Source organism: Aerococcus urinaehominis, from assembly GCF_001543245.1.
GTDB classification, from domain to species: domain Bacteria; phylum Bacillota; class Bacilli; order Lactobacillales; family Aerococcaceae; genus Aerococcus; species Aerococcus urinaehominis.
In genome coordinates this window covers 803,120-825,844 of sequence record NZ_CP014163.1, presented here as the reverse complement: position 1 = coordinate 825,844, position 22,725 = coordinate 803,120, and the positions used below count along the sequence as shown (strand labels likewise).

37 protein-coding genes are annotated in these 22,725 nt (G+C 40.1%); all 37 read left to right on the top strand.

Translation table 11 applies throughout. The features are described from left to right. Nucleotides 1-161 precede the first annotated feature (161 nt). A complete protein-coding gene (tuf, locus tag AWM75_RS03665) occupies nucleotides 162-1,349 on the top strand; it encodes an elongation factor Tu (RefSeq protein ID WP_067978347.1) in 1,188 nt (395 codons plus the stop codon). A gap of 296 nt (nucleotides 1,350-1,645) precedes the next feature. Beyond that, entirely contained in the window at nucleotides 1,646-2,026 is a 381-nt protein-coding gene (gene nrdI / locus AWM75_RS03660; RefSeq protein WP_067978344.1) for a class Ib ribonucleoside-diphosphate reductase assembly flavoprotein NrdI, read from the top strand. Continuing rightward, nucleotides 2,004-4,181: a class 1b ribonucleoside-diphosphate reductase subunit alpha gene (gene nrdE, locus AWM75_RS03655; protein WP_143236669.1), complete on the top strand. Its 2,178-nt coding sequence runs from the start codon at nucleotides 2,004-2,006 to the stop codon at nucleotides 4,179-4,181. Before nrdI ends, nrdE begins: the two co-directional genes overlap by 23 nt. 20 nt (nucleotides 4,182-4,201) lie before the next feature. Further along, nucleotides 4,202-5,245 carry a class 1b ribonucleoside-diphosphate reductase subunit beta gene (gene nrdF / locus AWM75_RS03650; protein ID WP_067978341.1) on the top strand — a complete coding sequence of 348 codons (1,044 nt, stop codon included), beginning with the start codon at nucleotides 4,202-4,204 and terminating at the stop codon, nucleotides 5,243-5,245. Nucleotides 5,246-5,445: 200 nt separating this feature from the next. Then, complete coding sequence (locus AWM75_RS03645) at nucleotides 5,446-5,823, top strand: SseB family protein (RefSeq protein WP_067978339.1); 378 nt, start codon at nucleotides 5,446-5,448, stop codon at nucleotides 5,821-5,823. A 338-nt stretch (nucleotides 5,824-6,161) separates the two neighbouring features. Further along, complete coding sequence (gene rpsJ / locus AWM75_RS03640) at nucleotides 6,162-6,470, top strand: 30S ribosomal protein S10 (RefSeq protein ID WP_067978337.1); 309 nt, start codon at nucleotides 6,162-6,164, stop codon at nucleotides 6,468-6,470. A gap of 60 nt (nucleotides 6,471-6,530) precedes the next feature. Continuing rightward, nucleotides 6,531-7,169 (top strand): 50S ribosomal protein L3, encoded by a 639-nt coding sequence (rplC, locus tag AWM75_RS03635; protein ID WP_067978335.1) that lies wholly within the window; start codon nucleotides 6,531-6,533, stop codon nucleotides 7,167-7,169. Nucleotides 7,170-7,191: 22 nt separating this feature from the next. Continuing rightward, complete coding sequence (rplD, locus tag AWM75_RS03630) at nucleotides 7,192-7,815, top strand: 50S ribosomal protein L4 (protein ID WP_067978332.1); 624 nt, start codon at nucleotides 7,192-7,194, stop codon at nucleotides 7,813-7,815. Further along, the gene (rplW, locus tag AWM75_RS03625; protein WP_067978330.1) at nucleotides 7,815-8,102 is read left to right on the top strand and encodes a 50S ribosomal protein L23; all 288 of its coding nucleotides are present in this window, start codon (nucleotides 7,815-7,817) and stop codon (nucleotides 8,100-8,102) included. Before rplD ends, rplW begins: the two co-directional genes overlap by 1 nt. Nucleotides 8,103-8,121: 19 nt before the next feature. Beyond that, nucleotides 8,122-8,955, top strand: coding sequence for a 50S ribosomal protein L2 (gene rplB, locus AWM75_RS03620; RefSeq protein ID WP_067978328.1), 834 nt, complete (start codon nucleotides 8,122-8,124; stop codon nucleotides 8,953-8,955). 41 nt (nucleotides 8,956-8,996) lie between these two features. Beyond that, a complete protein-coding gene (gene rpsS, locus AWM75_RS03615; RefSeq protein WP_067978326.1) occupies nucleotides 8,997-9,275 on the top strand; it encodes a 30S ribosomal protein S19 in 279 nt (92 codons plus the stop codon). Nucleotides 9,276-9,295: 20 nt separating this feature from the next. After that, the gene (rplV, locus tag AWM75_RS03610) at nucleotides 9,296-9,643 is read left to right on the top strand and encodes a 50S ribosomal protein L22 (protein WP_067978324.1); all 348 of its coding nucleotides are present in this window, start codon (nucleotides 9,296-9,298) and stop codon (nucleotides 9,641-9,643) included. Nucleotides 9,644-9,645: 2 nt separating this feature from the next. Then, nucleotides 9,646-10,296: a 30S ribosomal protein S3 gene (gene rpsC / locus AWM75_RS03605; protein ID WP_067978321.1), complete on the top strand. Its 651-nt coding sequence runs from the start codon at nucleotides 9,646-9,648 to the stop codon at nucleotides 10,294-10,296. Nucleotides 10,297-10,298: 2 nt separating this feature from the next. Beyond that, nucleotides 10,299-10,727, top strand: a complete 429-nt coding sequence (rplP, locus tag AWM75_RS03600) for a 50S ribosomal protein L16 (protein ID WP_067978319.1) — start codon at nucleotides 10,299-10,301, stop codon at nucleotides 10,725-10,727. Beyond that, nucleotides 10,720-10,917: a 50S ribosomal protein L29 gene (gene rpmC, locus AWM75_RS03595; protein ID WP_067978317.1), complete on the top strand. Its 198-nt coding sequence runs from the start codon at nucleotides 10,720-10,722 to the stop codon at nucleotides 10,915-10,917. Before rplP ends, rpmC begins: the two co-directional genes overlap by 8 nt. A 37-nt stretch (nucleotides 10,918-10,954) precedes the next feature. Further along, a complete protein-coding gene (gene rpsQ / locus AWM75_RS03590; RefSeq protein WP_067978315.1) occupies nucleotides 10,955-11,221 on the top strand; it encodes a 30S ribosomal protein S17 in 267 nt (88 codons plus the stop codon). A 26-nt stretch (nucleotides 11,222-11,247) separates the two neighbouring features. Continuing rightward, on the top strand, nucleotides 11,248-11,616 hold the full coding sequence (gene rplN / locus AWM75_RS03585) for a 50S ribosomal protein L14 (RefSeq protein WP_067978313.1): 369 nt from the start codon (nucleotides 11,248-11,250) through the stop codon (nucleotides 11,614-11,616). A 24-nt stretch (nucleotides 11,617-11,640) separates the two neighbouring features. Then, nucleotides 11,641-11,949 carry a 50S ribosomal protein L24 gene (gene rplX / locus AWM75_RS03580; RefSeq protein ID WP_067978310.1) on the top strand — a complete coding sequence of 103 codons (309 nt, stop codon included), beginning with the start codon at nucleotides 11,641-11,643 and terminating at the stop codon, nucleotides 11,947-11,949. A 23-nt stretch (nucleotides 11,950-11,972) separates the two neighbouring features. Next, on the top strand, nucleotides 11,973-12,515 hold the full coding sequence (gene rplE / locus AWM75_RS03575) for a 50S ribosomal protein L5 (protein ID WP_067978308.1): 543 nt from the start codon (nucleotides 11,973-11,975) through the stop codon (nucleotides 12,513-12,515). Between the two features lie 20 nt (nucleotides 12,516-12,535). Next, on the top strand, nucleotides 12,536-12,721 hold the full coding sequence (locus AWM75_RS03570) for a type Z 30S ribosomal protein S14 (protein WP_067978305.1): 186 nt from the start codon (nucleotides 12,536-12,538) through the stop codon (nucleotides 12,719-12,721). A gap of 27 nt (nucleotides 12,722-12,748) precedes the next feature. Beyond that, nucleotides 12,749-13,147, top strand: coding sequence for a 30S ribosomal protein S8 (rpsH, locus tag AWM75_RS03565; protein ID WP_067978303.1), 399 nt, complete (start codon nucleotides 12,749-12,751; stop codon nucleotides 13,145-13,147). A gap of 28 nt (nucleotides 13,148-13,175) precedes the next feature. Then, nucleotides 13,176-13,712, top strand: coding sequence for a 50S ribosomal protein L6 (rplF, locus tag AWM75_RS03560; protein ID WP_067978301.1), 537 nt, complete (start codon nucleotides 13,176-13,178; stop codon nucleotides 13,710-13,712). A 62-nt stretch (nucleotides 13,713-13,774) separates the two neighbouring features. Continuing rightward, on the top strand, nucleotides 13,775-14,140 hold the full coding sequence (gene rplR, locus AWM75_RS03555) for a 50S ribosomal protein L18 (RefSeq protein ID WP_067978298.1): 366 nt from the start codon (nucleotides 13,775-13,777) through the stop codon (nucleotides 14,138-14,140). A 20-nt stretch (nucleotides 14,141-14,160) separates the two neighbouring features. Beyond that, nucleotides 14,161-14,667 (top strand): 30S ribosomal protein S5, encoded by a 507-nt coding sequence (gene rpsE, locus AWM75_RS03550; RefSeq protein WP_067978296.1) that lies wholly within the window; start codon nucleotides 14,161-14,163, stop codon nucleotides 14,665-14,667. Nucleotides 14,668-14,680: 13 nt separating this feature from the next. Next, nucleotides 14,681-14,863, top strand: coding sequence for a 50S ribosomal protein L30 (gene rpmD / locus AWM75_RS03545; protein ID WP_067978294.1), 183 nt, complete (start codon nucleotides 14,681-14,683; stop codon nucleotides 14,861-14,863). Between the two features lie 26 nt (nucleotides 14,864-14,889). After that, on the top strand, nucleotides 14,890-15,330 hold the full coding sequence (gene rplO, locus AWM75_RS03540; RefSeq protein ID WP_067978291.1) for a 50S ribosomal protein L15: 441 nt from the start codon (nucleotides 14,890-14,892) through the stop codon (nucleotides 15,328-15,330). Further along, entirely contained in the window at nucleotides 15,330-16,628 is a 1,299-nt protein-coding gene (gene secY, locus AWM75_RS03535) for a preprotein translocase subunit SecY (protein WP_067978289.1), read from the top strand. Before rplO ends, secY begins: the two co-directional genes overlap by 1 nt. Nucleotides 16,629-16,646: 18 nt before the next feature. Then, the gene (locus tag AWM75_RS03530; protein WP_067978286.1) at nucleotides 16,647-17,297 is read left to right on the top strand and encodes an adenylate kinase; all 651 of its coding nucleotides are present in this window, start codon (nucleotides 16,647-16,649) and stop codon (nucleotides 17,295-17,297) included. A gap of 99 nt (nucleotides 17,298-17,396) precedes the next feature. Further along, nucleotides 17,397-17,615 (top strand): translation initiation factor IF-1, encoded by a 219-nt coding sequence (gene infA, locus AWM75_RS03525; RefSeq protein ID WP_067978283.1) that lies wholly within the window; start codon nucleotides 17,397-17,399, stop codon nucleotides 17,613-17,615. A 27-nt stretch (nucleotides 17,616-17,642) separates the two neighbouring features. Next, nucleotides 17,643-17,756 (top strand): 50S ribosomal protein L36, encoded by a 114-nt coding sequence (rpmJ, locus tag AWM75_RS03520; RefSeq protein WP_067978280.1) that lies wholly within the window; start codon nucleotides 17,643-17,645, stop codon nucleotides 17,754-17,756. Nucleotides 17,757-17,780: 24 nt separating this feature from the next. After that, nucleotides 17,781-18,146, top strand: a complete 366-nt coding sequence (rpsM, locus tag AWM75_RS03515; protein ID WP_067978278.1) for a 30S ribosomal protein S13 — start codon at nucleotides 17,781-17,783, stop codon at nucleotides 18,144-18,146. A 27-nt stretch (nucleotides 18,147-18,173) separates the two neighbouring features. After that, nucleotides 18,174-18,566 (top strand): 30S ribosomal protein S11, encoded by a 393-nt coding sequence (gene rpsK, locus AWM75_RS03510; protein ID WP_067978276.1) that lies wholly within the window; start codon nucleotides 18,174-18,176, stop codon nucleotides 18,564-18,566. Nucleotides 18,567-18,635: 69 nt separating this feature from the next. Continuing rightward, the gene (locus tag AWM75_RS03505; RefSeq protein ID WP_067978274.1) at nucleotides 18,636-19,580 is read left to right on the top strand and encodes a DNA-directed RNA polymerase subunit alpha; all 945 of its coding nucleotides are present in this window, start codon (nucleotides 18,636-18,638) and stop codon (nucleotides 19,578-19,580) included. 21 nt (nucleotides 19,581-19,601) lie between these two features. Then, nucleotides 19,602-19,982: a 50S ribosomal protein L17 gene (rplQ, locus tag AWM75_RS03500; RefSeq protein ID WP_067978271.1), complete on the top strand. Its 381-nt coding sequence runs from the start codon at nucleotides 19,602-19,604 to the stop codon at nucleotides 19,980-19,982. A gap of 250 nt (nucleotides 19,983-20,232) precedes the next feature. Beyond that, complete coding sequence (locus AWM75_RS03495) at nucleotides 20,233-21,075, top strand: energy-coupling factor ABC transporter ATP-binding protein (protein ID WP_067978269.1); 843 nt, start codon at nucleotides 20,233-20,235, stop codon at nucleotides 21,073-21,075. Beyond that, nucleotides 21,051-21,935, top strand: coding sequence for an energy-coupling factor transporter ATPase (locus AWM75_RS03490; RefSeq protein ID WP_067980863.1), 885 nt, complete (start codon nucleotides 21,051-21,053; stop codon nucleotides 21,933-21,935). The genes AWM75_RS03495 and AWM75_RS03490 overlap by 25 nt, the downstream gene beginning before the upstream one ends. After that, a complete protein-coding gene (locus AWM75_RS03485; RefSeq protein ID WP_067978266.1) occupies nucleotides 21,928-22,725 on the top strand; it encodes an energy-coupling factor transporter transmembrane component T family protein in 798 nt (265 codons plus the stop codon). The genes AWM75_RS03490 and AWM75_RS03485 overlap by 8 nt, the downstream gene beginning before the upstream one ends.

Sequence of the window (22,725 nt, the reverse complement as noted above, 5' to 3'; positions counted from 1 at the left end):
GGTCTCTCCAGTCAAGCTGCTGACAAGGCTAGTTAGGCTAGTTATAGGGTCTAATTAGCATGAAATTCTTGCATTTTCTTGCGAGAGCTACTATAATAAAATTATTGAAAATAGCCTATTTATGGCAAATGATAACTTTTCTTTAGGAGGAATTTTACACAATGGCAAAAGAACATTTTGATCGCTCTAAACCCCATGTAAACGTTGGTACAATTGGTCACGTTGACCACGGTAAAACTACTACTACAGCTGCTATCGCAACTGTATTAGCTAAAAAAGGTTTCGGTGAAGCTAAAGACTACGCTTCAATCGATAACGCGCCTGAAGAACGTGAACGTGGAATCACCATCAACACTTCTCATATCGAGTATGAAACAGCTAACCGTCACTATGCTCACGTTGACTGCCCAGGACACGCGGACTACGTTAAGAACATGATCACTGGTGCTGCTCAAATGGATGGTGCGATCTTAGTTATTGCTGCTACTGATGGCCCAATGGCTCAAACTCGTGAACATATCCTATTATCTCGTCAAGTAGGTGTACCTTACATGGTTGTCTTCTTAAACAAAGTTGACATGGTTGACGATGAAGAATTATTAGAATTAGTAGAATTAGAAGTTCGTGACTTATTATCTGAGTACGATTTCCCAGGTGATGATATCCCTGTAATCGCTGGTTCTGCGCTTAAAGCTCTAGAAGGCGAAGAAAAATACGAAGATAAAATCATGGAATTAATGGATGCTGTTGATTCATACATCCCAACTCCAGAACGTGATACTGACAAACCATTCATGATGCCAGTTGAGGACGTATTCTCAATTACTGGTCGTGGTACAGTTGCTACCGGTCGTGTAGAACGTGGTGAAGTTCGTACTGGTGACGAAGTTGATATCGTTGGTATCAACCCACAAATCGAAAAATCAGTTGTTACTGGTGTTGAAATGTTCCGTAAAACTCTTGACTATGCTCAAGCAGGTGACAACATTGGTGCCTTATTACGTGGTGTACAACGTGAAGATATCCAACGTGGTCAAGTTTTAGCTCAACCAGGTACTATCACTCCTCATACTAAATTTGAGGCTGAAGTATACGTGTTGACTAAAGAAGAAGGTGGCCGTCATACGCCATTCCTATCTAACTACCGTCCACAATTCTACTTCCGTACAACAGATATCACTGGTGTAATCACTTTACCTGAAGGTACTCAAATGGTTATGCCTGGTGACAACGTAACTATGGAAGTTGAACTTATCAACCCAGTTGCGATTGAAGATGGTACTAACTTCTCAATCCGTGAAGGTGGCCGTACTGTAGGTGCCGGCGTTGTTTCTAAGATCTTAGCATAATTTAAATTGTTCGAACTTAACGAAAACCTAGCAGTCTAACTGCTAGGTTTTTTGTGTGCAAGCAATGAAAAACAATAAGAGTTTTTATGGTGTAGCTATCGTTCACTATATCTAGTGGTTGACAAATTAGCTAATCATTTTATTCTCGCCAAAAGCTTGATTTGTTCGGTTTAGCTATTTAAATGTAATCAAAATATAGTATGTGGATAAATCTGTGGATACAATATATAGGGTATTTACCTTGAATTAACCAGAACCACATGATATATTGATTTGGTATGAAAAGGAGGCTTATCATGCTATTTGTTTACATGTCTGTGGTCGGTAATACGAGGCGTTTTGTAGCCAAGTTGGACCAACCCTCTTTAGAAATTGATGATAGTAATTGCTTTACTGAAATAGATCAGGATTTTATATTAGTTGCACCAACCTATGCAATCGAGGTCACTGATGTACTGAACGATTTTTTAGAGAGTGGCAAAAATTTATCTTATTGTCGTGGTGTCATGGGTGGCGGTAATCGCAACTTTAATGACCTTTTCTGTTTTACGGCAAAAGATTTATGTGATGATTACCACTTACCCCTATTACATATGTTTGAGTTTATGGGGTCAGAAAATGATGTAAAAAAAGTAAAGGAGATTGTGGCTGAAATTGAAAACACCAGTAGAGTCTAAGTCACCAAATGAAATAACCTATTTTAAATTAAATAATGAATTAAATCGTCCGATTGACAACCAAATCCCCTTATATAAGGATAAGGAAGCCGTCCGGGCCTATTTTTTGGAACATGTTAACCCTAATACTGTTTTCTTCTATACTAATGAAGAAAAAATCCGTTATTTGATTGCCCACGATTATTTAGAGGAAGCCTTTATTAAGCAGTATGATTTGGACTTTGTGACTAATTTAATGCAAACCACTTACGATAAAAAATTCCGCTTCCAATCTTTTATGGGGGCCCATAAATTCTATACACAATATGCCATGAAAACAGATGATGGTCAGCGCTATTTGGAGCGTTACGAAGATCGTATTGTTTATAATGCGCTATATTTTGCTGATGGTGATCCAGAACTAGCTACCGCCATCCGTGATGAATTGATTAGCCAACGCTTCCAGCCTGCCACCCCGACCTTCCTGAATGCCGGGCGTAAACGTCGTGGTGAGATGGTATCGTGTTTCTTAATTGAGATGTCAGATGATATGAATGCCATCGGCCGGGCCATCAATTCCGCCTTACAACTTTCAAAAAATGGTGGTGGAGTAGGGATTAATCTTTCAAACTTAAGGGAAGAAGGCGCACCGATTAAGAAAATTGAAAATGCCGCTTCCGGTGTTGTTCCAGTTATGAAACTCTTCGAAGACTCATTTTCTTATGCTAACCAGCTTGGACAACGTAACGGAGCTGGTGTAGTTTATTTAAGTGTTTTCCATCCTGATGTTGTGCGCTTTTTGTCAACCAAAAAAGAAAATGCAGACGAGAAGATTCGTGTTAAAACCTTGTCCTTGGGCTTAACTGTTCCAGATAAATTTTATGAATTAGTGGCTAATAATGAAGATATGTATCTAATGAGCCCTTATGATGTTGAGAGAGAATACGGTAAGCCTTTCTCATATGTCAATATGACTGAAGAGTATGATAATATGGTCCACAATAACCGTATTCGCAAGTATAAGGTGAAGGCACGCGAGTTGGAAAATGAAATTTCTAAATTGCAACAAGAATCTGGCTATCCTTACATTATTAATATAGATACTGCTAATGAGGCTAATCCCGTTGATGGTACCATTGTAATGTCTAACTTATGTTCTGAAATTTTACAAATTCAAGAACCATCACAAATCAACGATGACCAGTCATACGCTTATATGGGGACAGACATTTCATGTAACCTAGGATCAACCAATATTCCAAATATGGTAGCTTCACCAGATTTTGCCAAGTCAGTTGATGTGGCTGTTCGCGCCCTAACTTTCGTTACTGACCATACCTCGATTGAAGCAGTACCTTCAATAAAAAATGGTAATAATCGTTACCATACAATTGGACTAGGGGGCATGGGGCTACATACCTTATTTGCTCTTAATCAGATTCACTATGGCTCAGATGAATCTTTAGAATTAACCGAAGCCTACTTTTTAGCGCTTAACTATTGGTCTTTGGTATCAAGTAACCAGATTGCTAAGGAACGAGCTACCAGCTTCTACAATTTTGAAAATTCAGCTTATGCTGATGGCAGTTATTTTGATAAATATATCAATCAACCATTTGAAATTGAGTCTGATAAGGTTAAAGCAGTGCTTAAGAATGTTCCATTACCGACTAGCGCCGATTGGCAAGCCCTTAAAGAAAGTGTCCAAGAATACGGTCTTTACCATGCTTATCGTTTAGCTATCGCACCGACCGGGTCAATTTCTTATGTGAATGAAACCTCTGCTTCTCTGCAGCCAATCACACGTTTAATCGAAGAACGCCAAGAAAAGAAAACGGGTAAAACCTACTATCCTGCGCCTTATCTATCTAATGAAACTATCGACTATTACAAGTCGGCCTATGATATTGATATGCGCAAGGTCATTGATGTCTATTCAGTTGCCCAACGCCATATCGACCAAGGTATGTCCCTAACACTCTTTATGCGCTCAGAGATTCCTGAAGGGATGTATCCATGGAAAAAACCAGGTGATACTAAAATGACAACGCGGGACCTTAACATTCTGCGCAACTATGCCTGGAACCAAAATATCAAATCGATCTATTACATTAGAACCTTTACTGATGATGGGGATGAGATAGGTTCTAACTACTGTGAAAGTTGTACAATCTAAGCTAAGGGAGGCTATTTAGGATGAATGCAAAACATTATGAAGCAATCAATTGGAATGATATAGAAGATACGGTTGATAAGCTGACCTGGGAAAAATTGACTGAGCAGTTCTGGTTAGATACCCGGATTCCTGTCTCTAATGACTTGGATGACTGGCGCCGTCTATCCAAGGCAGAACAAGATATGATTGGCAAGGTATTTGGCGGTCTAACCTTACTTGATACCCTGCAATCTGAAGAGGGTGCCGTTGTTATGCAAAAAGATGCCCGTAACCAAAAGGAAGAAGCCGTCTTTTCAAATATGCATTTTATGGAATCGGTCCATGCTAAGTCTTACTCAACTATTTTTATCACGCTTAATACCAATGCGGAAATTGATGCAATTTTTGACTGGACCAATCACGATGATCTGATTCAATATAAGGCAGAGAAGATTAATGAGGTTTATCAAAATGGAACTGCTCTACAGAAAAAAGCAGCTTCAGTTCTTTTAGAGTCATTCCTCTTTTATTCAGGTTTTTATGCGCCACTTTGGTATCTAGGAAATAATAAATTACCTAACGTCGCAGAAATTATTAAACTGATTTTACGAGATGAGTCGGTACATGGCACCTATATTGGTTATAAGTTCCAATTAGCTTTTAATGAATTAGCTGAAGCTGAACAAGAAGAATTAAAGAATTGGGTTTACGGCTTACTGTATGACCTATATGCTAATGAAGAAAAATATACAGCAACCATCTATGATGAGATTGGCTGGACAGAAGATGTTAACGTTTTTGTTCGTTATAATGCTAATAAAGCTTTGCAAAACCTCGGCTTTGATCCGCTTTTCCCAGATACAGCCGAGGATGTTAATCCAGTAGTGATGAATGGTATATCAACAGGTACCTCTAACCACGATTTCTTCTCTCAAGTGGGTAATGGCTACCTATTAGGTGAAGTTGAAGCCATGACAGATGACGACTATGCAACTTGGGCAACCAACAACCGTCGGGAGCAACGCATGGCTTATCGGGGTGAGAAAAAGCGTCGTCGCCAAGCGCAAGCTGATCAAAAAGGCTAAGATTTAGAAAAAATCAGCTAAGACAAAAGGGTGTAGGGGCGCCTGGTCTGACTGGTCGAACCCTACTATGATATTAACGTCCATATAGTAGCAAGAACCCGGGCATGTGCCCGGGTTTTTTCCTTTGTAAAAATTAGGTAAATAAAACCACTTCCTAACTAGTATTTGCTAAAATAGTAGAAAACAGAAGGGACTTAACTATGCATAATAAAGATTTAATTGCTGCTTTAGCTAGTTACCAAAACAAAGTAGACCACCAAACAACTCTGGCAGTCCTAAACCAAGCCCGTCATGCCGATTTATATGTAGTAGAAAAGAAGCGTTCGCAAGCAAGTAGTGCTCATCTGCTCACCCTAACTAGTCCAGATGGCCATCCTTATATCGCCTGTTTTTCCAGCAAAGCAGCTGGTGAAAATTTTAGCCAGGCAGACAGCCAGTTACGTATCATGTCTTTTGATCAATTAGCCAATATAATTATTGGCCAACCAGGTAAAGTTAATGGCTTTATAATTGACCCGCACAAATATAATGCAAAATTCAATAAAGAAATCATTAAGCAAATGCTAGCCAATTTATAAAAGCTAGCATTTGCTTTTATTAAAAAAAGATACACACGGACAAGTTGTTAAGGTGATGAGAAGAAAGCCTTTTTCTTTACAGAGTAATTACAAAAGTTGAAATTAAGGTCACAAAGTGAAAAAAATTGCCGGAAAGTCTTGAAGTTTAGAGTAGTATCTTGTATACTATTATGGTGCTGTAAAAAGCAGTCACGCCCAAAGCTTGATATATCAAGCTTTGAGACGAATAGCTACGATGCGTAAGGTTGCGACACACCCGGACGCTTTGCCATTAGGGGGTGAGCCGGTTTTTACGCGGAGCTAGTCAAACCATGAGTATTGATGAGGAGGAACTTAACATGGCAAAACAAAAAATTCGCATTCGCTTAAAAGCGTATGAACATCGGGCATTGGATCAATCTGCTGAAAAGATTGTTGAAACTGCAAAACGGACAGGTGCTCAAGTAGCAGGTCCTGTACCGCTACCAACTGAACGGTCAGTATTTACAATTATCCGCTCACCACATAAATATAAATATTCACGTGAGCAATTTGAAATGCGCACCCATAAACGTCTAGTTGATATTATTAACCCAACACCTAAAACTGTTGATGCGTTAATGAAATTAGACTTACCTTCAGGTGTAGACATCGAAATCAAATTGTAATCAGTTGGCATAACTTAGATATTATTAAATTAATATAAATAAAATAACGGAGGTGTACTCATGACTAAAGGAATCTTAGGTAAAAAAGTAGGTATGACGCAATTTTTCACTGAGTCAGGCGAATTAGTCCCTGTAACAGTAATCGAAGCTCAACCAAACGTAGTATTACAAGTAAAAACCGTTGAAACAGACGGTTATGAAGCAGTACAGTTAGGTTTTGATGACAAACGCGAAAAATTAGCCAACAAACCTCATAAAGGTCATGTAGCAAAAGCAGAAACTACTCCTAAGCGCTTCATTAAAGAATTCAAAGATGTTGAGCTAGGAGAATATGAAACAGGCAAAGAAGTAACAGTGGAATTATTCCAAGCTGGCGACATCGTTGATGTAACGGGAACTTCAAAAGGTAAAGGTTTCCAAGGTAACATCAAACGTCATGGGCAAGCACGTGGACCAATGTCACATGGTTCTCACTTCCACCGCGCACCAGGTTCAATCGGACAAGCATCAGATGCTTCTCGCGTGTGGAAAGGTAAAGAATTACCTGGCCGTATGGGCGGCGAACGTATTACAATCCAAAACTTAGAGATTGTAAAAGTTGACGCTGAACGTAATGTTATCTTAATCAAAGGTAACGTACCAGGCGCTAAGAAATCATTAATTGAAATCAAATCAGCTGTTAAAAATTCAGCAGAATAATTGAGGAAGGAGGAAATAAATAATGGCTAACGTTAAATTATTTAAACAAGATGGTTCTCAAGCAGGCGAAATCACTTTAAACGATGATGTGTTCGCAATTGAGCCAAATGAGCAAGCAATGTACGATGTTATTTTGATGCAACGCGCATCTCAACGTCAAGGAACGCATTCAGTTAAAAGCCGTGGCGAAGTACGCGGTGGTGGCCGCAAACCATGGCGTCAAAAAGGTACTGGTCGTGCACGTCAAGGTTCTATCCGCTCTCCTCAATGGGTAGGCGGTGGCCGCGCATTCGGACCAACCCCACGTTCTTATGCTTTCAAATTACCACGTAAAGTTCGTCGTTTAGCACTTCGTTCAGCACTTTCTGAGAAACTTGCAAATGACAACTTGATCGTAGTTGAAGGCTTAAACTTTGAAGCACCAAAAACTAAAGCATTCCAAGAAGTGTTAGCAAACTTAAATGTTGATACTAAAGTATTAGTTGTAGTATCAGCTGATAACGATAACGCTGTATTATCAGGACGTAACTTAGCTAACGTTACAATTGTTGATGAAAACAATGTAAATGTTCTAGCTTTAGTCAGCAACGAAAAAGTTATCATGACACAAGCAGCACTTTCTAAAGTAGAGGAGGTACTTGCATAATGTCAGCACACGATATTATTATCCGTCCAATCATTACAGAGGCTTCTATGGAAGCAATGGACAATAACAAATACACCTTTGAAGTTCAAAAAGGTGCTAACAAAACTCAAGTGAAACAAGCAATTGAAGAGATTTTCGATGTAGAAGTTGAAAAAGTTAACATCATGAATGTTAAGGGCAAGTTGAAACGCATGGGTCGTTATGCAGGCTATACACGTAACCGTCGCAAAGCGATTGTAACACTTGCTGAAGGTCAATCAATCGAAATCTTCCAAGACGAAGAATAATAATATAAGGAGGTAAACCATGGCTATTAAACATTATAAACCGACTACAAATGGTCGTCGTAATATGACTGGTTATGATTTTAGTGTCATTACTAAATCAACCCCAGAAAAAAGTTTATTAGAATCTAAAAAACAACGTGCTGGTCGTGGTCGCGATGGTAAAATCACTGTTCGTCACCGTGGTGGCGGTAACAAGCGTGCTTACCGGGTCATCGACTTCAAACGCAATAAAGATAATGTTGAAGGCGTTGTAAAAGCGATCGAATACGATCCAAACCGTTCAGCTAATATCGCTTTAATCCACTATACAGATGGTGTTAAAGCTTATATTCTTGCCCCTCGTGGTTTAGAAGTAGGCACCCGCATCCAATCTGGTCCTGAAGCGGATATTAAAGTAGGTAATGCCTTACCTTTAGCTAACATTCCAGTGGGTACAATCATCCACAATATTGAAACTAAACCAGGCAAAGGTGGTCAATTAGTACGTGCCGCTGGTACAAGCGCTCAAGTTTTAGGTAAAGAAGGCAAATACGTCCTTGTTCGTCTAAACTCTGGTGAAGTTCGTATGATTTTAGCTACTTGTCGTGCCACTGTCGGTACTGTAGGTAACGAACAACATGAACTAATCAATGTTGGTAAAGCTGGTCGTTCTCGTTGGGCAGGTAAACGTCCTACCGTTCGTGGTTCTGTAATGAACCCTAATGATCACCCACACGGTGGTGGTGAAGGTAAAGCGCCAATCGGTCTGAAACATCAAAAAACCCCTTGGGGTAAACCAGCCCGTGGTGTTAAAACTCGTGATAAGAACGCACGTAGCAACAAGCTAATCGTACGTCGTCGTAATTCTAAATAATTAAACTAAGACAAACTAGATACGAAAGGAGTCTTTGATTCATGAGCCGTAGCTTGAAAAAAGGGCCTTTCTGTGATGACCACTTAATGAAAAAAGTGGTCGCACAAGAAGGAGCAGAAAAGAAACAAGTCATTAAAACTTGGTCACGCCGTTCAACAATTTTCCCTAACTTTATCGGGTTAACAATTGCTGTATACGATGGCCGCAAACACGTACCAGTTTACATCCAAGAAGACATGGTTGGTCACAAATTAGGTGAATTCGTACCAACCCGTACTTACCGTGGACATGGTAAAGACGACAAAACTACTCGTCGCTAATCGGAGGGAGGAAATAAAACATGGCAGAACAAGCAAAAGCAACTGCAAAAACAGTTCGTATTTCTGCGCGTAAAGCTCGTTTAGTGGTAGATTTAATTCGCAACAAAACTGTTGGTGAAGCTATCGCAATTTTACGTAACACACCTCGCTCAGCATCTCCTGTAGTAGAGAAAGTGTTAATGTCAGCAGTAGCAAACGCAGAACATAATTATGATCTTGATACAAGTAAATTATTTGTAAGCGAAGCTTACGTAAACGAAGGACCAACTATGAAACGTTTCCGTCCTCGCGCGCGTGGTTCAGCTTCAAGAATTAATAAACGTACAAGTCACATCACAGTAGTCGTTAAAGAAGCAGAGGAGGCGTAATAGTGGGTCAAAAAATTAATCCAACCGGTATGCGGATTGGCGTCATTAAAGACTGGGACGCACGCTGGTATGCAGACAAAGACTTTGCTGACACTCTTCACGAAGATTTAAATATCCGTGAGTATATTGCAGAAACTCTTAAAGATGCTTCTGTATCACAAGTAGAAATTGAACGTGCAGCAAACAAAGTAAACGTAAATATCCATACTGCTAAACCAGGTATGGTTATCGGTAAAGGTGGCGCAGAAGTAGACGCCTTACGTCAAAACTTAAATAACCTTACTGGTAAACGTGTACACGTAAATATTATTGAAATCAAAAAACCTGATTTAGATGCTAAATTAGTTGCTGAAGGAATTTGCCAACAGTTAGAAAACCGTGTTGCTTTCCGTCGGGCACAAAAACAAGCGATCCAACGCACTATGAAGGCTGGCGCTGAAGGTATCAAAGTTCAAGTATCAGGTCGTTTAAACGGTGCAGATATGGCCCGTTCAGAAACTTATGTAGAAGGTACAGTTCCATTGCATACTTTACGTGCAGACATCGACTATGCTTGGGAAGAAGCAGACACTACTTATGGTAAGTTAGGTGTTAAAGTTTGGATTTGTCGCGGAGAAGTCCTTCCTACAATTAATAATCAAGAGGAGGAATAAGCATGTTAGTACCAAAACGCGTAAAACACAGACGTGAATTCCGTGGCAAAATGCGCGGAGAAGCTAAAGGCGGTAAAGAAATCGCTTATGGCGAATTTGGCCTACAAGCCCTAGATTCAAAATGGATCACTAACCGCCAAATTGAAGCTGCCCGTATTGCCATGACCCGTTATATGAAACGTGGTGGTAAGGTTTGGATTAAAATCTTCCCTCATAAATCATATACAGCTAAAGCCATCGGTGTTCGGATGGGTTCAGGTAAAGGTGCACCTGAAGGATGGGTTGCTCCTGTTAAACGAGGCAAAATCATGTTTGAGGTTGCCGGTGTTCCTGAAGAAGTTGCAAAAGAAGCCTTACGTTTGGCATCTCACAAGTTGCCAGTTCGTACAAAAATCGTAAAACGTGAAATTGGTGGTGAATCGAATGAATAAATTTAGCGAAATTAAAGCCTTATCCACTGATGAACTAAACCAAAAAGAGCAAGAGTTCAAACAAGAACTATTCAATTTACGATTCCAATTGGCAACTGGTCAATTAGAAAATACTGCCCGCATTAAGGAAGTTCGTAAACAAATCGCTCGTATTAAAACTGCATTACGTCAAAACGAAATTGCAGAATAATTAAGGAATTCAGAAAAAAAGGAGGAGGCACTTACCCATGGCAGAAGAACGTAATGATCGTAAAGTGCTACAAGGCCGGGTTGTTTCTGACAAAATGGAGAAAACAATCGTTGTCCAAGTAGATACTTTCAAATTTCATCCAACATATAAAAAACGTATTAAATATTCTAAAAAATACAAAGCACATGATGAAAACAACGCTGCTAAGCTTGGAGATATCGTAAGAATCATGGAAACTCGTCCATTATCTAAAGATAAATACTTCCGCTTAGTAGATATCGTTGAAGAATCAGTAATTATCTAATCTAAAGCTGGAAGGAGGATTCTAGAATGATTCAAACAGAAACTCGTATGAAGGTTGCTGACAACTCAGGCGCCCGCGAAGTTAAAACAATTTCAATCCTAGGTGGTTCTGGTCGTAAAACTGCTAACATTGGCGATATCGTTGTATGTTCAGTTCAACAAGCAACACCCGGCGGCGTTGTTAAAAAAGGTGAAGTTGTTAAGGCCGTAATCGTGCGGACTAAGACTGGTGTTCGCCGTAACGATGGCTCTTACATTAAATTTGATGAAAATGCATGCGTCATTATCCGTGAAGATAATTCTCCTCGTGGAACTCGTATTTTCGGACCTGTTGCCCGTGAATTACGTGAAAACAACTTTATGAGAATCATCTCACTAGCGCCAGAAGTTCTATAATCGTAAAATTAAGGAGGTGCAAGTATGCGTATTAAAACAGGCGATACTGTAAAGGTAATTGCAGGTAAAGATAAAGGTGTTCAAGCTACCGTAAAACAAGCTTTACCAAAACAAGACAAAGTCATTGTTGAAGGTGTAAACATTGTTAAAAAACATGAGCGTCCATCTCAATTAAACCCACAAGGCGGTATTATTGAAGTGGAAGCACCAATCCATGTATCTAATGTACAACTAGTTGATCCAGAATCTGGTCAAGCAACTCGCGTTGGCATCCAAGAGCAAGATGGCAAACGTGTTCGTGTGGCTAAAAAATCTGGTCAAGCAATTGACTAATTAGGAAAGGAGGACCTAACAAGATGGCTAACCGTTTACAAGAAAAATACAAAAATGAAGTAGTTCCTTCATTAGTAGAAAAATTCAATTACAGTTCAGTTATGCAAGCCCCTAAGGTCGAAAAGATTGTTATCAACATGGGTATTGGTGAAGCTGTAACAAACTCTAAAGTTCTAGAAAAAGCTGTTGAAGAATTGACTTTAATTTCAGGTCAAAAACCTGTCGTTACAACAGCTAAGAAATCAATCGCTGGCTTCCGTCTACGCGAAGGTATGCCAATTGGTACTAAAGTAACATTACGTGGTGAGCGTATGTATGACTTCTTAGATAAGTTAGTATCAGTTGCCCTTCCTCGTGTACGTGACTTCCGCGGTATTTCAAATCGTTCATTCGACGGACGTGGTAACTACACATTAGGTGTGCGTGAGCAATTAATCTTCCCAGAAATCGACTTTGATAATGTTGATAAAGTACGTGGTATGGATATCGTTATTGTTACAACCGCAGAATCTGATGAAGAATCAAGAGAGCTATTAAGCCAACTAGGCATGCCGTTCAAAAAATAAATTAAGGAGGCGAACATTTAATGGCTAGAAAAGCAATGATCGAAAAGAACAAACGTAAACCAAAATATTCTACTCAAGCCTATACACGCTGTGAACGTTGCGGTCGTCCACATTCAGTCTACCGTAAATTCAAGTTATGTCGTATTTGCCTTCGTGAACTTGCCTATAAAGGACAAATTCCTGGCGTTAAAAAAGCTTCTTGGTAATTATAAAAGTAAGGAGGTAAGCATTTTATGGTAATGACTGATCCAATTGCGGATTTCTTAACACGTATTCGTAACGCTAACCAAGCGAAACATGCGTCTTTTGAAAGCCCATCATCTAACATGAAAGTTGCTATTGCAAATATCTTAAAAGAAGAAGGATACATCAAAGATTTTGAAGTTATCGAAGATGACAAACAGAATGTTATCCGTGTCTTCATGAAATATACTTCTGATGAAGAGCGTGTTATCACTAACCTACGTCGTATTTCTAAACCAGGTCTGCGTGTTTATGCAGGTGCTGAAGAGCTACCACGTGTATTAAATGGTTTAGGTATCGCCCTAGTATCTACCTCAGAAGGTGTTATCACTGATAAAGAAGCCCGCGCAAAAAATATTGGCGGCGAAGTATTAGCCTACGTTTGGTAAAATTATAAGAAAGAGAGGTGCAGGCTAGATGAGTCGTATTGGTAACAAACCAGTAACTATTCCTAGTAACGTAACCGTAGAAATCGACGGTCATACAGTGACTGTTAAAGGCCCTAAAGGCGAATTAACTCGTGAATTAAGCCCAATTATCGCGATTAACATTGAAGATAATGAAGCAACCTTCACGCGTCCAAATGATAATAAAGAATCTCGTTCTATTCATGGAACTACTCGTTCACTTTTCAACAACATGGTTGAAGGTGTGTCAGAAGGCTTCAAGAAAGAATTACAATTAGTCGGTGTTGGTTACCGGGCCCAATTGGCTGGTAACAAATTAACCCTAAACGTGGGTCTTTCTCACCCGGTTGAATTTGAAGCTGGTGAAGGTGTTGAATTAGAAGTACCTTCAAATACCCAAATCATCGTAAAAGGTTACGACAAAGAAGCTGTTGGTGAATTAGCAGCTAATATTCGTGCAACTCGCTTACCAGAACCTTACAAAGGTAAAGGTATCCGTTATGTTGATGAATTCGTACGTCGTAAAGAAGGTAAAACAGGTAAATAATCCTGACCTACCCATAACTATTGAAATCAAATTCATTTTAAAAATAATTAGAAAATAAAGAGGTGACAATTTTGATTAGCAAACCAGATAAAAATGCATTACGTCAAAAACGCCACGCGCGTATTCGGACTAAGATTTCTGGAACAGCAGAGTGCCCACGCTTAAATGTTTTCCGTTCAAACAAACACATCTACGCTCAATTAATTGATGACGTAGCGGGTGTTACGCTTGCAAGTGCCTCTGATATGGAAGAAAGCTTAAACAAAGAATCAAAAATTGAAAGTGCTAGTGCAGTTGGCCAAGCCATTGCTGAACGTGCAAAAGAACAAAATATTTCAGGCGTTGTCTTTGACCGCGCTGGATACCAATATCACGGTCGTGTAAAAGCTTTAGCAGAAGCTGCCCGTGAAAATGGATTAGAATTCTAGGAAAAGGAGGAAGCCAGAAAATGTCTCAAAACAAACAAGATTTTCAAACAAATGAAATTGAAGACCGCGTAGTTGCCATTAACCGCGTAACTAAAGTTGTTAAGGGTGGACGTCGTATGAATTTCGCCGCTTTAGTTGTTGTTGGTGACCGTAATGGCCGTGTTGGTTTCGGTACTGGTAAAGCCGCCGAAGTTCCTGAAGCAATCCGTAAAGCGATTGAAGACGGTAAGAAAAACATGATTGAAGTACCAATCCAAGGAACAACTATTCCTCATGAAATGATTGGTAAGTTCAATGGTGGTCACGTCTTATTAAAACCTGCTGCACCTGGTTCAGGGGTTGCTGCTGGTGGACCTGTTCGTGCCGTTGTCGAGTTAGCTGGTATCGCTGATATCACATCTAAAAACTTAGGTTCTTCTGCTCCAATCAACGTTGTTCGTGCAACTGTTGAAGGCTTGAAACAATTAAAACGACCTGAAGAGGTAGCAAAATTACGTGGCAAGTCTGTTGAAGAATTGCTAGGTTAAGGGGGTAAAGTGAATGGCTAAATATGAAATCACTTTAGTACGTTCTTTAATTGGACGTAAGCAAGACCAAATCGCAACAGCAAAAACTTTGGGCTTAACCAAAATCGGCAGAACTGTTACCGTTGAAAGTAACGACGCGATTGACGGAATGGTCCGTAAAATTCAACATTTAGTTGAAGTTAAAGAAGCAAAATAGTTATAATATAGACAGGAGGTGCCTAAATGCAATTACATGAATTGAAAGCAACTGAAGGTTCACGTCATGTCCGCAACCGTGTTGGCCGTGGTCAGGGTTCTGGTAATGGTAAAACTGCTGGACGCGGACAAAAGGGTCAATTATCTCGTTCAGGAGGTAAGACACGCTTAGGTTTTGAGGGTGGACAAACACCTTTATTCCAACGTATTCCTAAACGTGGTTTCACCAACATTAACCGTAAAGAGTACGCAGTGATCAATCTTGATGACTTAAACGTATTTGAGGATGGTGCGGAAGTAACACCAGCTAGCTTAATTGAAGCTGGTTTAGTTAAGAAAGAATTAGCTGGCGTTAAAGTTTTAGGTCGCGGTGAGATTAACCGTAAATTAAACGTTAAGGCTGCTAAGTTCTCAGCGTCCGCTAAAGAAGCGATCGAAGCCGCTGGGGGTACATGTGAGGTGATCTAATGTTTACTACTCTGAAGCGTGTTTTTCAGGATAAAGACATTAGAAGCCGGCTCTTCTTTACTTTGATGATGCTGATTGTCTTTCGGATTGGGGCTCATATTACTGTTCCAGGTGTGAATCCCTCTGCGATTAGATTATTATCTGCGTCAGGCCTATTTGGATTATTGAATACCTTTGGTGGCGGCGCGCTATCAAGCTATTCAATTTTCTCTTTAGGGGTCTCGCCCTATATTACGGCGTCAATTATTATTCAGCTTTTACAGATGGATATTATCCCCTCATTTACTGAGTGGTCTAAGCAAGGGGAAGTTGGTCGGCGCAAATTGAATCGTGCCACTAGATATTTGGCTGTATTTGTGGCTTTTGCCCAAGCCTTAGCTCTATCGGTTGGCTTTAATACCCTTTCTCAATTTGGCTTGGTGGTCAACCCATCGTTTCCAACTTATGTGATGATTGCTTTAATAATGACGGCAGGCTCCATGTTTGTTGTCTGGCTAGGTGACCAAATTACGCAATTTGGTATTGGTAACGGAACTTCAATGATTATCTTTGCAGGTATTGTTGCCCGTATTCCTGCTGAGGTCTACACCCTGGTTGAAGAGCGCTTCATTAAAGCCTCTGGGGACCAGTTGCTCGAAAATGGCCTCTTGGTTGCTGGTTTTGCCTTATTAGCTTTATTAATTTTGATGGTAGTTATCTATGTTAACCAGGCTGAACGTCGGATTCCGGTGCGTTATTCTAAACGTGCGAATGCGATGACCCAAAAGTCTCACCTACCTTTAAAAATTAATTCAGCAGGGGTTATACCAGTTATTTTTGCCTCTTCATTGATTATGGTGCCGCAAACTATTTTAGGTTTATTTGCGGCTGATCATGGAAGTAGCCAGTGGTTTAAAATATTAAATAATATTTTTAACTTACAGCAACCAGCCGGTATTGCCTTATATGCAATTACAATTATTGCCTTTACATTCTTTTATGCGCATATTCAAATTAATCCCGAGCGTGCTGCCGAGAATCTACAGAAATCTGGGGGCTATATACCAAGTGTCCGCCCGGGGCTTGCGACAGAGAATTTTATTGCTCGCGTAATTAATCGTTTATCAAGTGTTGGATCCATCTTCTTGATGGCCATCGCTACCCTGCCTTTAGTAGGGTCCTACCTATTTAATTTGCCTCAAAATATTGCTCTATCGGGAACATCCCTGCTTATTGTGGTAGGTGTGGCCTTAGATACAGCTAAACAAATTGAGGGTCGGTTGATTAAACGTCAATATGTAGGCTTTATTCGCGATTAGTATTGAAGGGAAAAGATAATGAATATTATTTTAATGGGTCTGCCAGGTGCCGGAAAGGGTACCCAAGCAGCTAAGATTAAAGAAGCGTATCCAATTCCACATATTTCTACTGGTGATATGTTTAGACAAGCGATTGCAGATGGTACAGAACTTGGCAAGCGGGCCAAGACCTTCATGGATGAAGGGAATCTAGTGCCTGATGAGGTAACTAACGGTATTGTAAGAGAGCGTTTGGCTCAAGACGATACTAACAAGGGTTACATGCTGGATGGTTTCCCAAGAACCATTAACCAAGCCCAAGCCTTAGAAGATATCACTAACGACCTTAATAAACCGATTGAAGTTGTCATCTTTATTGATGTCGATAAAGATATCTTAAAGGAACGCTTATCTGGTCGGATTATTTGTCGCAACTGTGGTCAGACTTATCATTTAACTAACAACCCACCTAAAGAGGCTGGTGTCTGTGATAACTGCGGTAGCAATGACTTCTACCAACGTGAAGATGATAAGCCTGAAGTTGTCGAAAATCGCTTAAAAGTTAATGAAGAATCAACCAAAGCCTTACTAGAGTTTTACGATAAGAAAGGTCTTGTAAAACGAGTACCTGGAGATATTGGCATTGACAATGTCTTTGCAGAAATCAAAAAGATTCTAGATCAAATATAAGTTGATTTTGCAGTAAAAACATGGTAAACTGTTCAAGTTGACCGTGTATTTACTGTTTATTAGACTACCTAAACATAACACGATGAGGAGGGAACTGTTGTGGCTAAAGAAGATATGATTGAAGTTGAAGGCGAAGTTACTGAATCGTTACCCAATGCTATGTTTAAAGTTCAATTAGAAAATGGTTTTGAAATTTTGGCTCATGTGTCAGGCAAAATCCGGGTTAATTATATCCGAATCTTACCTGGGGACCGAGTAAAAGTAGAAATGTCTCCATATGACTTAACGCGAGGTCGGATTACTTACCGCTTCAAGTAGTTGGAGATTAATTGAGGAGGTTAAGTTATGAAAGTTAGAGCATCAGTTAAACCAATTTGTGAAAACTGCAAAGTTATTCGTCGTAACGGCAGAGTTATGGTGATTTGCAGCAATCCAAAACATAAACAACGTCAAGGATAATTAATTTAGAGGAGGTGCCCATCTATGGCTCGTATCGCAGGTGTCGATATTCCACGTAATAAGCGTGTTGTAATTGCATTAACTTATATCTACGGTATTGGTAACACGACTGCTAAACAAATTTTAAAGGCAGCAGATGTTTCAGAGGATACTCGTGTATCTGATTTAACTAACGATGAGTTAGACCGCATCCGTAAAGAAGTAGATTCAATTAAAGTTGAAGGTGACTTACGTCGGGAACGTAACTTAGATATCAAACGTCTACAAGAAATTGGTAGCTACCGAGGTATCCGCCATCGTCGTGGTTTACCGGTACGTGGACAAAATACTAAAAATAATGCCCGTACTCGTAAAGGACCAGCTACTGCTATTGCTGGTAAGAAGAAATAATTTTATTAAGAAGGAGGAGTATACAGAATGGCTAAACGTCCAACAACATCTCGCCGTCGTCGTGTGAAAAAGAATGTTGAAACTGGTGTTGCACACATCCACTCAACATTTAACAATACCATTGTTATGATTACCGATGAACATGGTAACGCAATTGCTTGGTCATCAGCAGGGGCCTTAGGTTTTAAAGGTTCTCGTAAATCAACACCTTATGCTGCCCAAATGGCTTCAGAAACAGCTGCAAAAGCTGCTATGGATCATGGTATGAAAACAGTTGAAGTTGCAGTTAAAGGACCTGGTTCTGGTCGTGAGTCTGCAATTCGTGCCTTACAAGCTGCTGGTTTAGAAGTAACTGCGATTCGCGATGTTACACCTATTCCACATAATGGTTGTCGTCCACCAAAACGTCGTCGTGTTTAATACGATTGATGCAATTTAAACTGCAGAGGTACATTTTTTTCACGTTTTGAAAGGGGTACATCAACAAAGATGATCGAAATTGAAAAACCAAATATTGAAACGATTGAAATCAGCGAAGATTCTAAGTTTGGGAAATTCGTGATTGAACCATTAGAACGCGGATATGGAACTACCCTTGGGAACTCATTACGTCGTATTTTGTTGTCCTCTTTACCAGGTACAGCTGTGACATCAATTCAAATTGATGATGTTTTACACGAATATTCTACAGTTCCTGGTGTTCGTGAAGACGTGACACAAATTGTTTTGAATATCAAACAACTCTCACTGAAATTGTATGATGTGGAAGAAAAACAAGTTGAAATTGATATGGTTGGCCCTGCAGTAGTAACTGCTAAGGATATTATTGCTGACTCTGATTTTGAAGTAATGAATCCAGACCTACATATCTGTACGCTTGAAGATGGTGCCAAATTCCATATGCTGATGAATGTTAGCAATGGTAGGGGTTTTGTGCGCGCAGAACATAATAAAACTGCCAGCATGCCAATTGGTGAGATTCCAGTTGACTCAATCTATACCCCAATTACCAAGGTAAATTACCAGGTTGAGAATACGCGGATTGGGCAAATCAATGCTTATGATAAGCTCACGCTTGATATCTGGACTGATGGTACAATTGCACCTGACGAAGCATTAAGCTTAGCTGCTAAGATTCTTACTGAACACCTTGCTGTGTTTGTAGACTTAACTTCTGAAACCCATGATGTTGAAATTATGGTTGAAAAAGAAGAAACGCAAAAAGAAAAAATGCTAGAAATGACCATTGAAGAACTGGATCTTTCTGTTCGTTCTTATAACTGCTTGAAGCGGGCTGGTATTAACACTGTCCAAGAGTTAACTCAGAAGTCTGAGCAAGAAATGATGAAAGTACGAAATCTTGGTCGCAAGTCTCTTGATGAAGTTAAAGGTAAGTTAGATGATCTTGACCTGTCACTTCGTGAAGAAGATTAATTAACAAAGGAGGATAAAATAATGGGATACCGTAAATTAGGTCGTAGCAGTGCGCAACGTAAAGCAATGTTACGTGATTTAACGACTGATTTAATTATCAATGACCGTATTGTAACTACCGAAACACGTGCGAAAGAAGTGCGTAAGCTTGCTGATAAAATGGTAACTTTAGGTAAACGTGGCGATTTAGCTTCTCGTCGTCGGGCATTAGCATTTGTTCGTAATGAAGTTGCCGATGTACGTGCTGAAGAGGATAAAGTTGTTGTGGAAACTGCAGTTCAAAAATTATTCAACGAAATTGCACCACGCTACGAAGATCGTCAAGGTGGTTATACTCGGATTCTTAAAACAGAACCTCGCCGTGGTGACAATGCACCAATGGTAATTATTGAATTCGTTTAATAATAAAATAGTAGAATAGAGTGTTACGATGATGGGAAACCTAGTCTAGCTCTGTCTGGTCCCTAGACCCTGTCTGGGGACTGGAATGCTATCTAAAAATTGTAAGGCATATGTGTTTGATAACATATATGTTTTTTTTACCCAAAATTGTCTGATGACTCATATCTTGAAAATAACTTACAACTAGAGTAGACTATTACATATAAAAGTTGCAGGCGCACTCTAGGCGCTTTTTTTAGGAGAGGCGAATATGGCAGAAGAAATTTTAACAGTTAGTAACTTAGGGTTTTCTTACGATAAAAACCAAGAGCATCCAACGCTTAACAATATCAGCTTCTCCATTAATTCAGGGGAATGGATTGCTTTAATAGGCCGTAATGGCTCCGGTAAATCGACCTTAGCGAAATTACTCATTGGACTGCTTGAATCAGACCAAGGAAAAATTGTTATTGATGGTTTTGAACTGAATGAGGAAACTGTCTGGGAAATCAGGCGCAGAGTGGGCTATGTTTTTCAAAATCCCGACAACCAGTTCGTTGGGGCAACAGTTGAAAATGATGTGGCCTTTGCCTTAGAAAATATTGGTATGGATAGCCAGCAAATGCGTGAACGGGTGACCTGGGCCCTCGAAGCTGTGGGCATGACCGGTTTTGAAAAACGCGAACCAGCTTCTTTATCTGGGGGCCAAAAACAGCGGGTTGCCATCGCAGGGGTGAATGCTCTTGCTCCCAAGATCATTATTTTGGATGAATCTACGGCAATGTTAGATCCCCTTGGTCGTCAAGAAGTGATGTCGGTAATTAGAGACCTAAAAGAGAAGCTCAACTTGACAATTATCTCAATTACCCATGATATTGACGAAGCAGCCTTAGCTGACCGTGTGCTCGTACTTAAAAAAGGTCAGGTGCAAACACAAGCCCAACCTGAAGAAATTTTTGTTTATGGTGACCGCTTGGTTGATATGGGCCTGGATGTTCCCTTTGGTCAAAGTTTAAAGGATCGCTTGCAAGCTTTAGGCATTCCAGTGCCTAAAGAGTATATGACTGTAGAAGGGATGGCAGAGTGGCTATGCGCATCAAATTTAATCAAGTAAGTTATACTTATGCCCAAGGCACACCTTTTGCTTATCAGGCCCTGAAGGATGTTACTTTTGAGATTCCTGATGGCTCTTATACGGCGATTATTGGTCATACGGGTTCAGGTAAATCTACTATTACCCAACATTTGAATGGTTTACTCATTCCCAGTCAAGGCCGGGTTGAAATTGGTGACCAAGTCTTAACAAACCAAAGCCAGGTCAAAGATGGCAAACAGATTCGGTCTCAGGTTGGTATCGTTTTTCAATTCCCCGAATCGCAATTATTTGAGGAAACTGTTCTTAAAGATGTGATGTTTGCTCCTTTAAATTTCGGTAAGTCTACTGAAGAGGCTGAGGATTTAGCTATTAAAGCGCTAGACATGGTAGGTTTATCTGCGGACTTTTATGATCGGTCGCCTTTTGATTTGTCAGGCGGACAAATGCGTCGGGTAGCTATTGCGGGTATTTTAGCTATGCAACCCAAGGTTTTGGTGCTTGATGAACCAACCGCTGGCCTAGATCCAAAGGGGCGTCGAGATATGATGACTATGTTTGCGGACTTGCATGTTCAAGCAGGCATAACCCTAGTACTAGTGACCCACCAAATGAATGATGTCGCTGATTATGCCAACCATGTGATTGTTATGGACCACGGCCAGTGTGTCAAGTCAGGTGAGATGCGGGAGGTATTTGCTGATCCTGAATGGCTAACCAGCTTACAATTAGGTTTACCTGATAGTTTGTCTTTTTACCAAAGCCTACAAGCCTGTCGCGGCGGTAAGTTAACTTGGGACCAGCCTCCTCTAACCATTGATGATTTGCTGGCGGAGATTAGCAAGAATTACCAAGCACAAGGAGGAAACCAGCATGACTAATATGTTATTAGGTCGCTATATTCCTGGCGATTCGCTCATTCATCGCCTCGACCCGCGCTTTAAGCTATTGGCAATGTTAGGTTTAATGATTTTAGTTTTTTTCTTAACTAAAATTTCGTCATACCTTATGTTGCTGGCCTTCTGCTTGCTACTAATCTCTTTGTCGCAAATCCCTTTGACTATCTTTATTAAAGGACTAAGACCTATGTTGATGCTTATCTTATTTACGGTCATACTTCAGTTAATATTTTCTCAAGGTGACCAGGTGATTTTTCAACTGGGCTTCTTAAAATTAACTTGGGAAGGTGTAAACAATGCTGTTTATATCTTTTTACGTTTTGTGATTATTATTTTTATCTCGACTTTATTAACCTTGTCAACCCAGCCCTTGGCTCTAACAGATGGTATGGAAAGTCTAATGGCAGCTTTTAGAAGGGGATTACCGGTTCATGAAATTGCCTTAATGTTCTCGATTGCCCTGCGTTTTATTCCTACTCTAAGTGATGAGACACAAAAAATTATGAATGCCCAACGCTCGCGTGGGGTGGAATTTAGCGAGGGCCATTTAATTGAGCGGATCAAGAAAATTATTCCTATCTTAATTCCCCTGTTTATTTCAGCCTTTAACCGTGCCTTTGAGTTGGCAACAGCTATGGAAGCGCGTGGTTATCAGGGGGGCGAAGGTCGAAGCAAGCTAAATGAGCTCGACTGGCAAATACGGGATACATGGGCTAGTATCATAGTCCTTTTAGTAATCTTAGTCTGTCTAGCCTACGATAAATTAGTTTAG

Coding starts and splice junctions, on each gene's coding strand:
- tuf (WP_067978347.1), top strand. CDS start 162: ATGGCAAAAGAACATTTTGATCGCTCTAAACCCCATGTAAACGTTGGT.
- nrdI (WP_067978344.1), top strand. CDS start 1,646: ATGCTATTTGTTTACATGTCTGTGGTCGGTAATACGAGGCGTTTTGTA.
- nrdF (WP_067978341.1), top strand. CDS start 4,202: ATGAATGCAAAACATTATGAAGCAATCAATTGGAATGATATAGAAGAT.
- AWM75_RS03645 (WP_067978339.1), top strand. CDS start 5,446: ATGCATAATAAAGATTTAATTGCTGCTTTAGCTAGTTACCAAAACAAA.
- rpsJ (WP_067978337.1), top strand. CDS start 6,162: ATGGCAAAACAAAAAATTCGCATTCGCTTAAAAGCGTATGAACATCGG.
- rplC (WP_067978335.1), top strand. CDS start 6,531: ATGACTAAAGGAATCTTAGGTAAAAAAGTAGGTATGACGCAATTTTTC.
- rplD (WP_067978332.1), top strand. CDS start 7,192: ATGGCTAACGTTAAATTATTTAAACAAGATGGTTCTCAAGCAGGCGAA.
- rplW (WP_067978330.1), top strand. CDS start 7,815: ATGTCAGCACACGATATTATTATCCGTCCAATCATTACAGAGGCTTCT.
- rplB (WP_067978328.1), top strand. CDS start 8,122: ATGGCTATTAAACATTATAAACCGACTACAAATGGTCGTCGTAATATG.
- rpsS (WP_067978326.1), top strand. CDS start 8,997: ATGAGCCGTAGCTTGAAAAAAGGGCCTTTCTGTGATGACCACTTAATG.
- rplV (WP_067978324.1), top strand. CDS start 9,296: ATGGCAGAACAAGCAAAAGCAACTGCAAAAACAGTTCGTATTTCTGCG.
- rplP (WP_067978319.1), top strand. CDS start 10,299: ATGTTAGTACCAAAACGCGTAAAACACAGACGTGAATTCCGTGGCAAA.
- rpmC (WP_067978317.1), top strand. CDS start 10,720: ATGAATAAATTTAGCGAAATTAAAGCCTTATCCACTGATGAACTAAAC.
- rpsQ (WP_067978315.1), top strand. CDS start 10,955: ATGGCAGAAGAACGTAATGATCGTAAAGTGCTACAAGGCCGGGTTGTT.
- rplN (WP_067978313.1), top strand. CDS start 11,248: ATGATTCAAACAGAAACTCGTATGAAGGTTGCTGACAACTCAGGCGCC.
- rplX (WP_067978310.1), top strand. CDS start 11,641: ATGCGTATTAAAACAGGCGATACTGTAAAGGTAATTGCAGGTAAAGAT.
- rplE (WP_067978308.1), top strand. CDS start 11,973: ATGGCTAACCGTTTACAAGAAAAATACAAAAATGAAGTAGTTCCTTCA.
- AWM75_RS03570 (WP_067978305.1), top strand. CDS start 12,536: ATGGCTAGAAAAGCAATGATCGAAAAGAACAAACGTAAACCAAAATAT.
- rpsH (WP_067978303.1), top strand. CDS start 12,749: ATGGTAATGACTGATCCAATTGCGGATTTCTTAACACGTATTCGTAAC.
- rplF (WP_067978301.1), top strand. CDS start 13,176: ATGAGTCGTATTGGTAACAAACCAGTAACTATTCCTAGTAACGTAACC.
- rpsE (WP_067978296.1), top strand. CDS start 14,161: ATGTCTCAAAACAAACAAGATTTTCAAACAAATGAAATTGAAGACCGC.
- rpmD (WP_067978294.1), top strand. CDS start 14,681: ATGGCTAAATATGAAATCACTTTAGTACGTTCTTTAATTGGACGTAAG.
- rplO (WP_067978291.1), top strand. CDS start 14,890: ATGCAATTACATGAATTGAAAGCAACTGAAGGTTCACGTCATGTCCGC.
- secY (WP_067978289.1), top strand. CDS start 15,330: ATGTTTACTACTCTGAAGCGTGTTTTTCAGGATAAAGACATTAGAAGC.
- AWM75_RS03530 (WP_067978286.1), top strand. CDS start 16,647: ATGAATATTATTTTAATGGGTCTGCCAGGTGCCGGAAAGGGTACCCAA.
- rpmJ (WP_067978280.1), top strand. CDS start 17,643: ATGAAAGTTAGAGCATCAGTTAAACCAATTTGTGAAAACTGCAAAGTT.
- rpsM (WP_067978278.1), top strand. CDS start 17,781: ATGGCTCGTATCGCAGGTGTCGATATTCCACGTAATAAGCGTGTTGTA.
- rpsK (WP_067978276.1), top strand. CDS start 18,174: ATGGCTAAACGTCCAACAACATCTCGCCGTCGTCGTGTGAAAAAGAAT.
- AWM75_RS03505 (WP_067978274.1), top strand. CDS start 18,636: ATGATCGAAATTGAAAAACCAAATATTGAAACGATTGAAATCAGCGAA.
- rplQ (WP_067978271.1), top strand. CDS start 19,602: ATGGGATACCGTAAATTAGGTCGTAGCAGTGCGCAACGTAAAGCAATG.
- AWM75_RS03495 (WP_067978269.1), top strand. CDS start 20,233: ATGGCAGAAGAAATTTTAACAGTTAGTAACTTAGGGTTTTCTTACGAT.
- AWM75_RS03490 (WP_067980863.1), top strand. CDS start 21,051: ATGCGCATCAAATTTAATCAAGTAAGTTATACTTATGCCCAAGGCACA.
- AWM75_RS03485 (WP_067978266.1), top strand. CDS start 21,928: ATGACTAATATGTTATTAGGTCGCTATATTCCTGGCGATTCGCTCATT.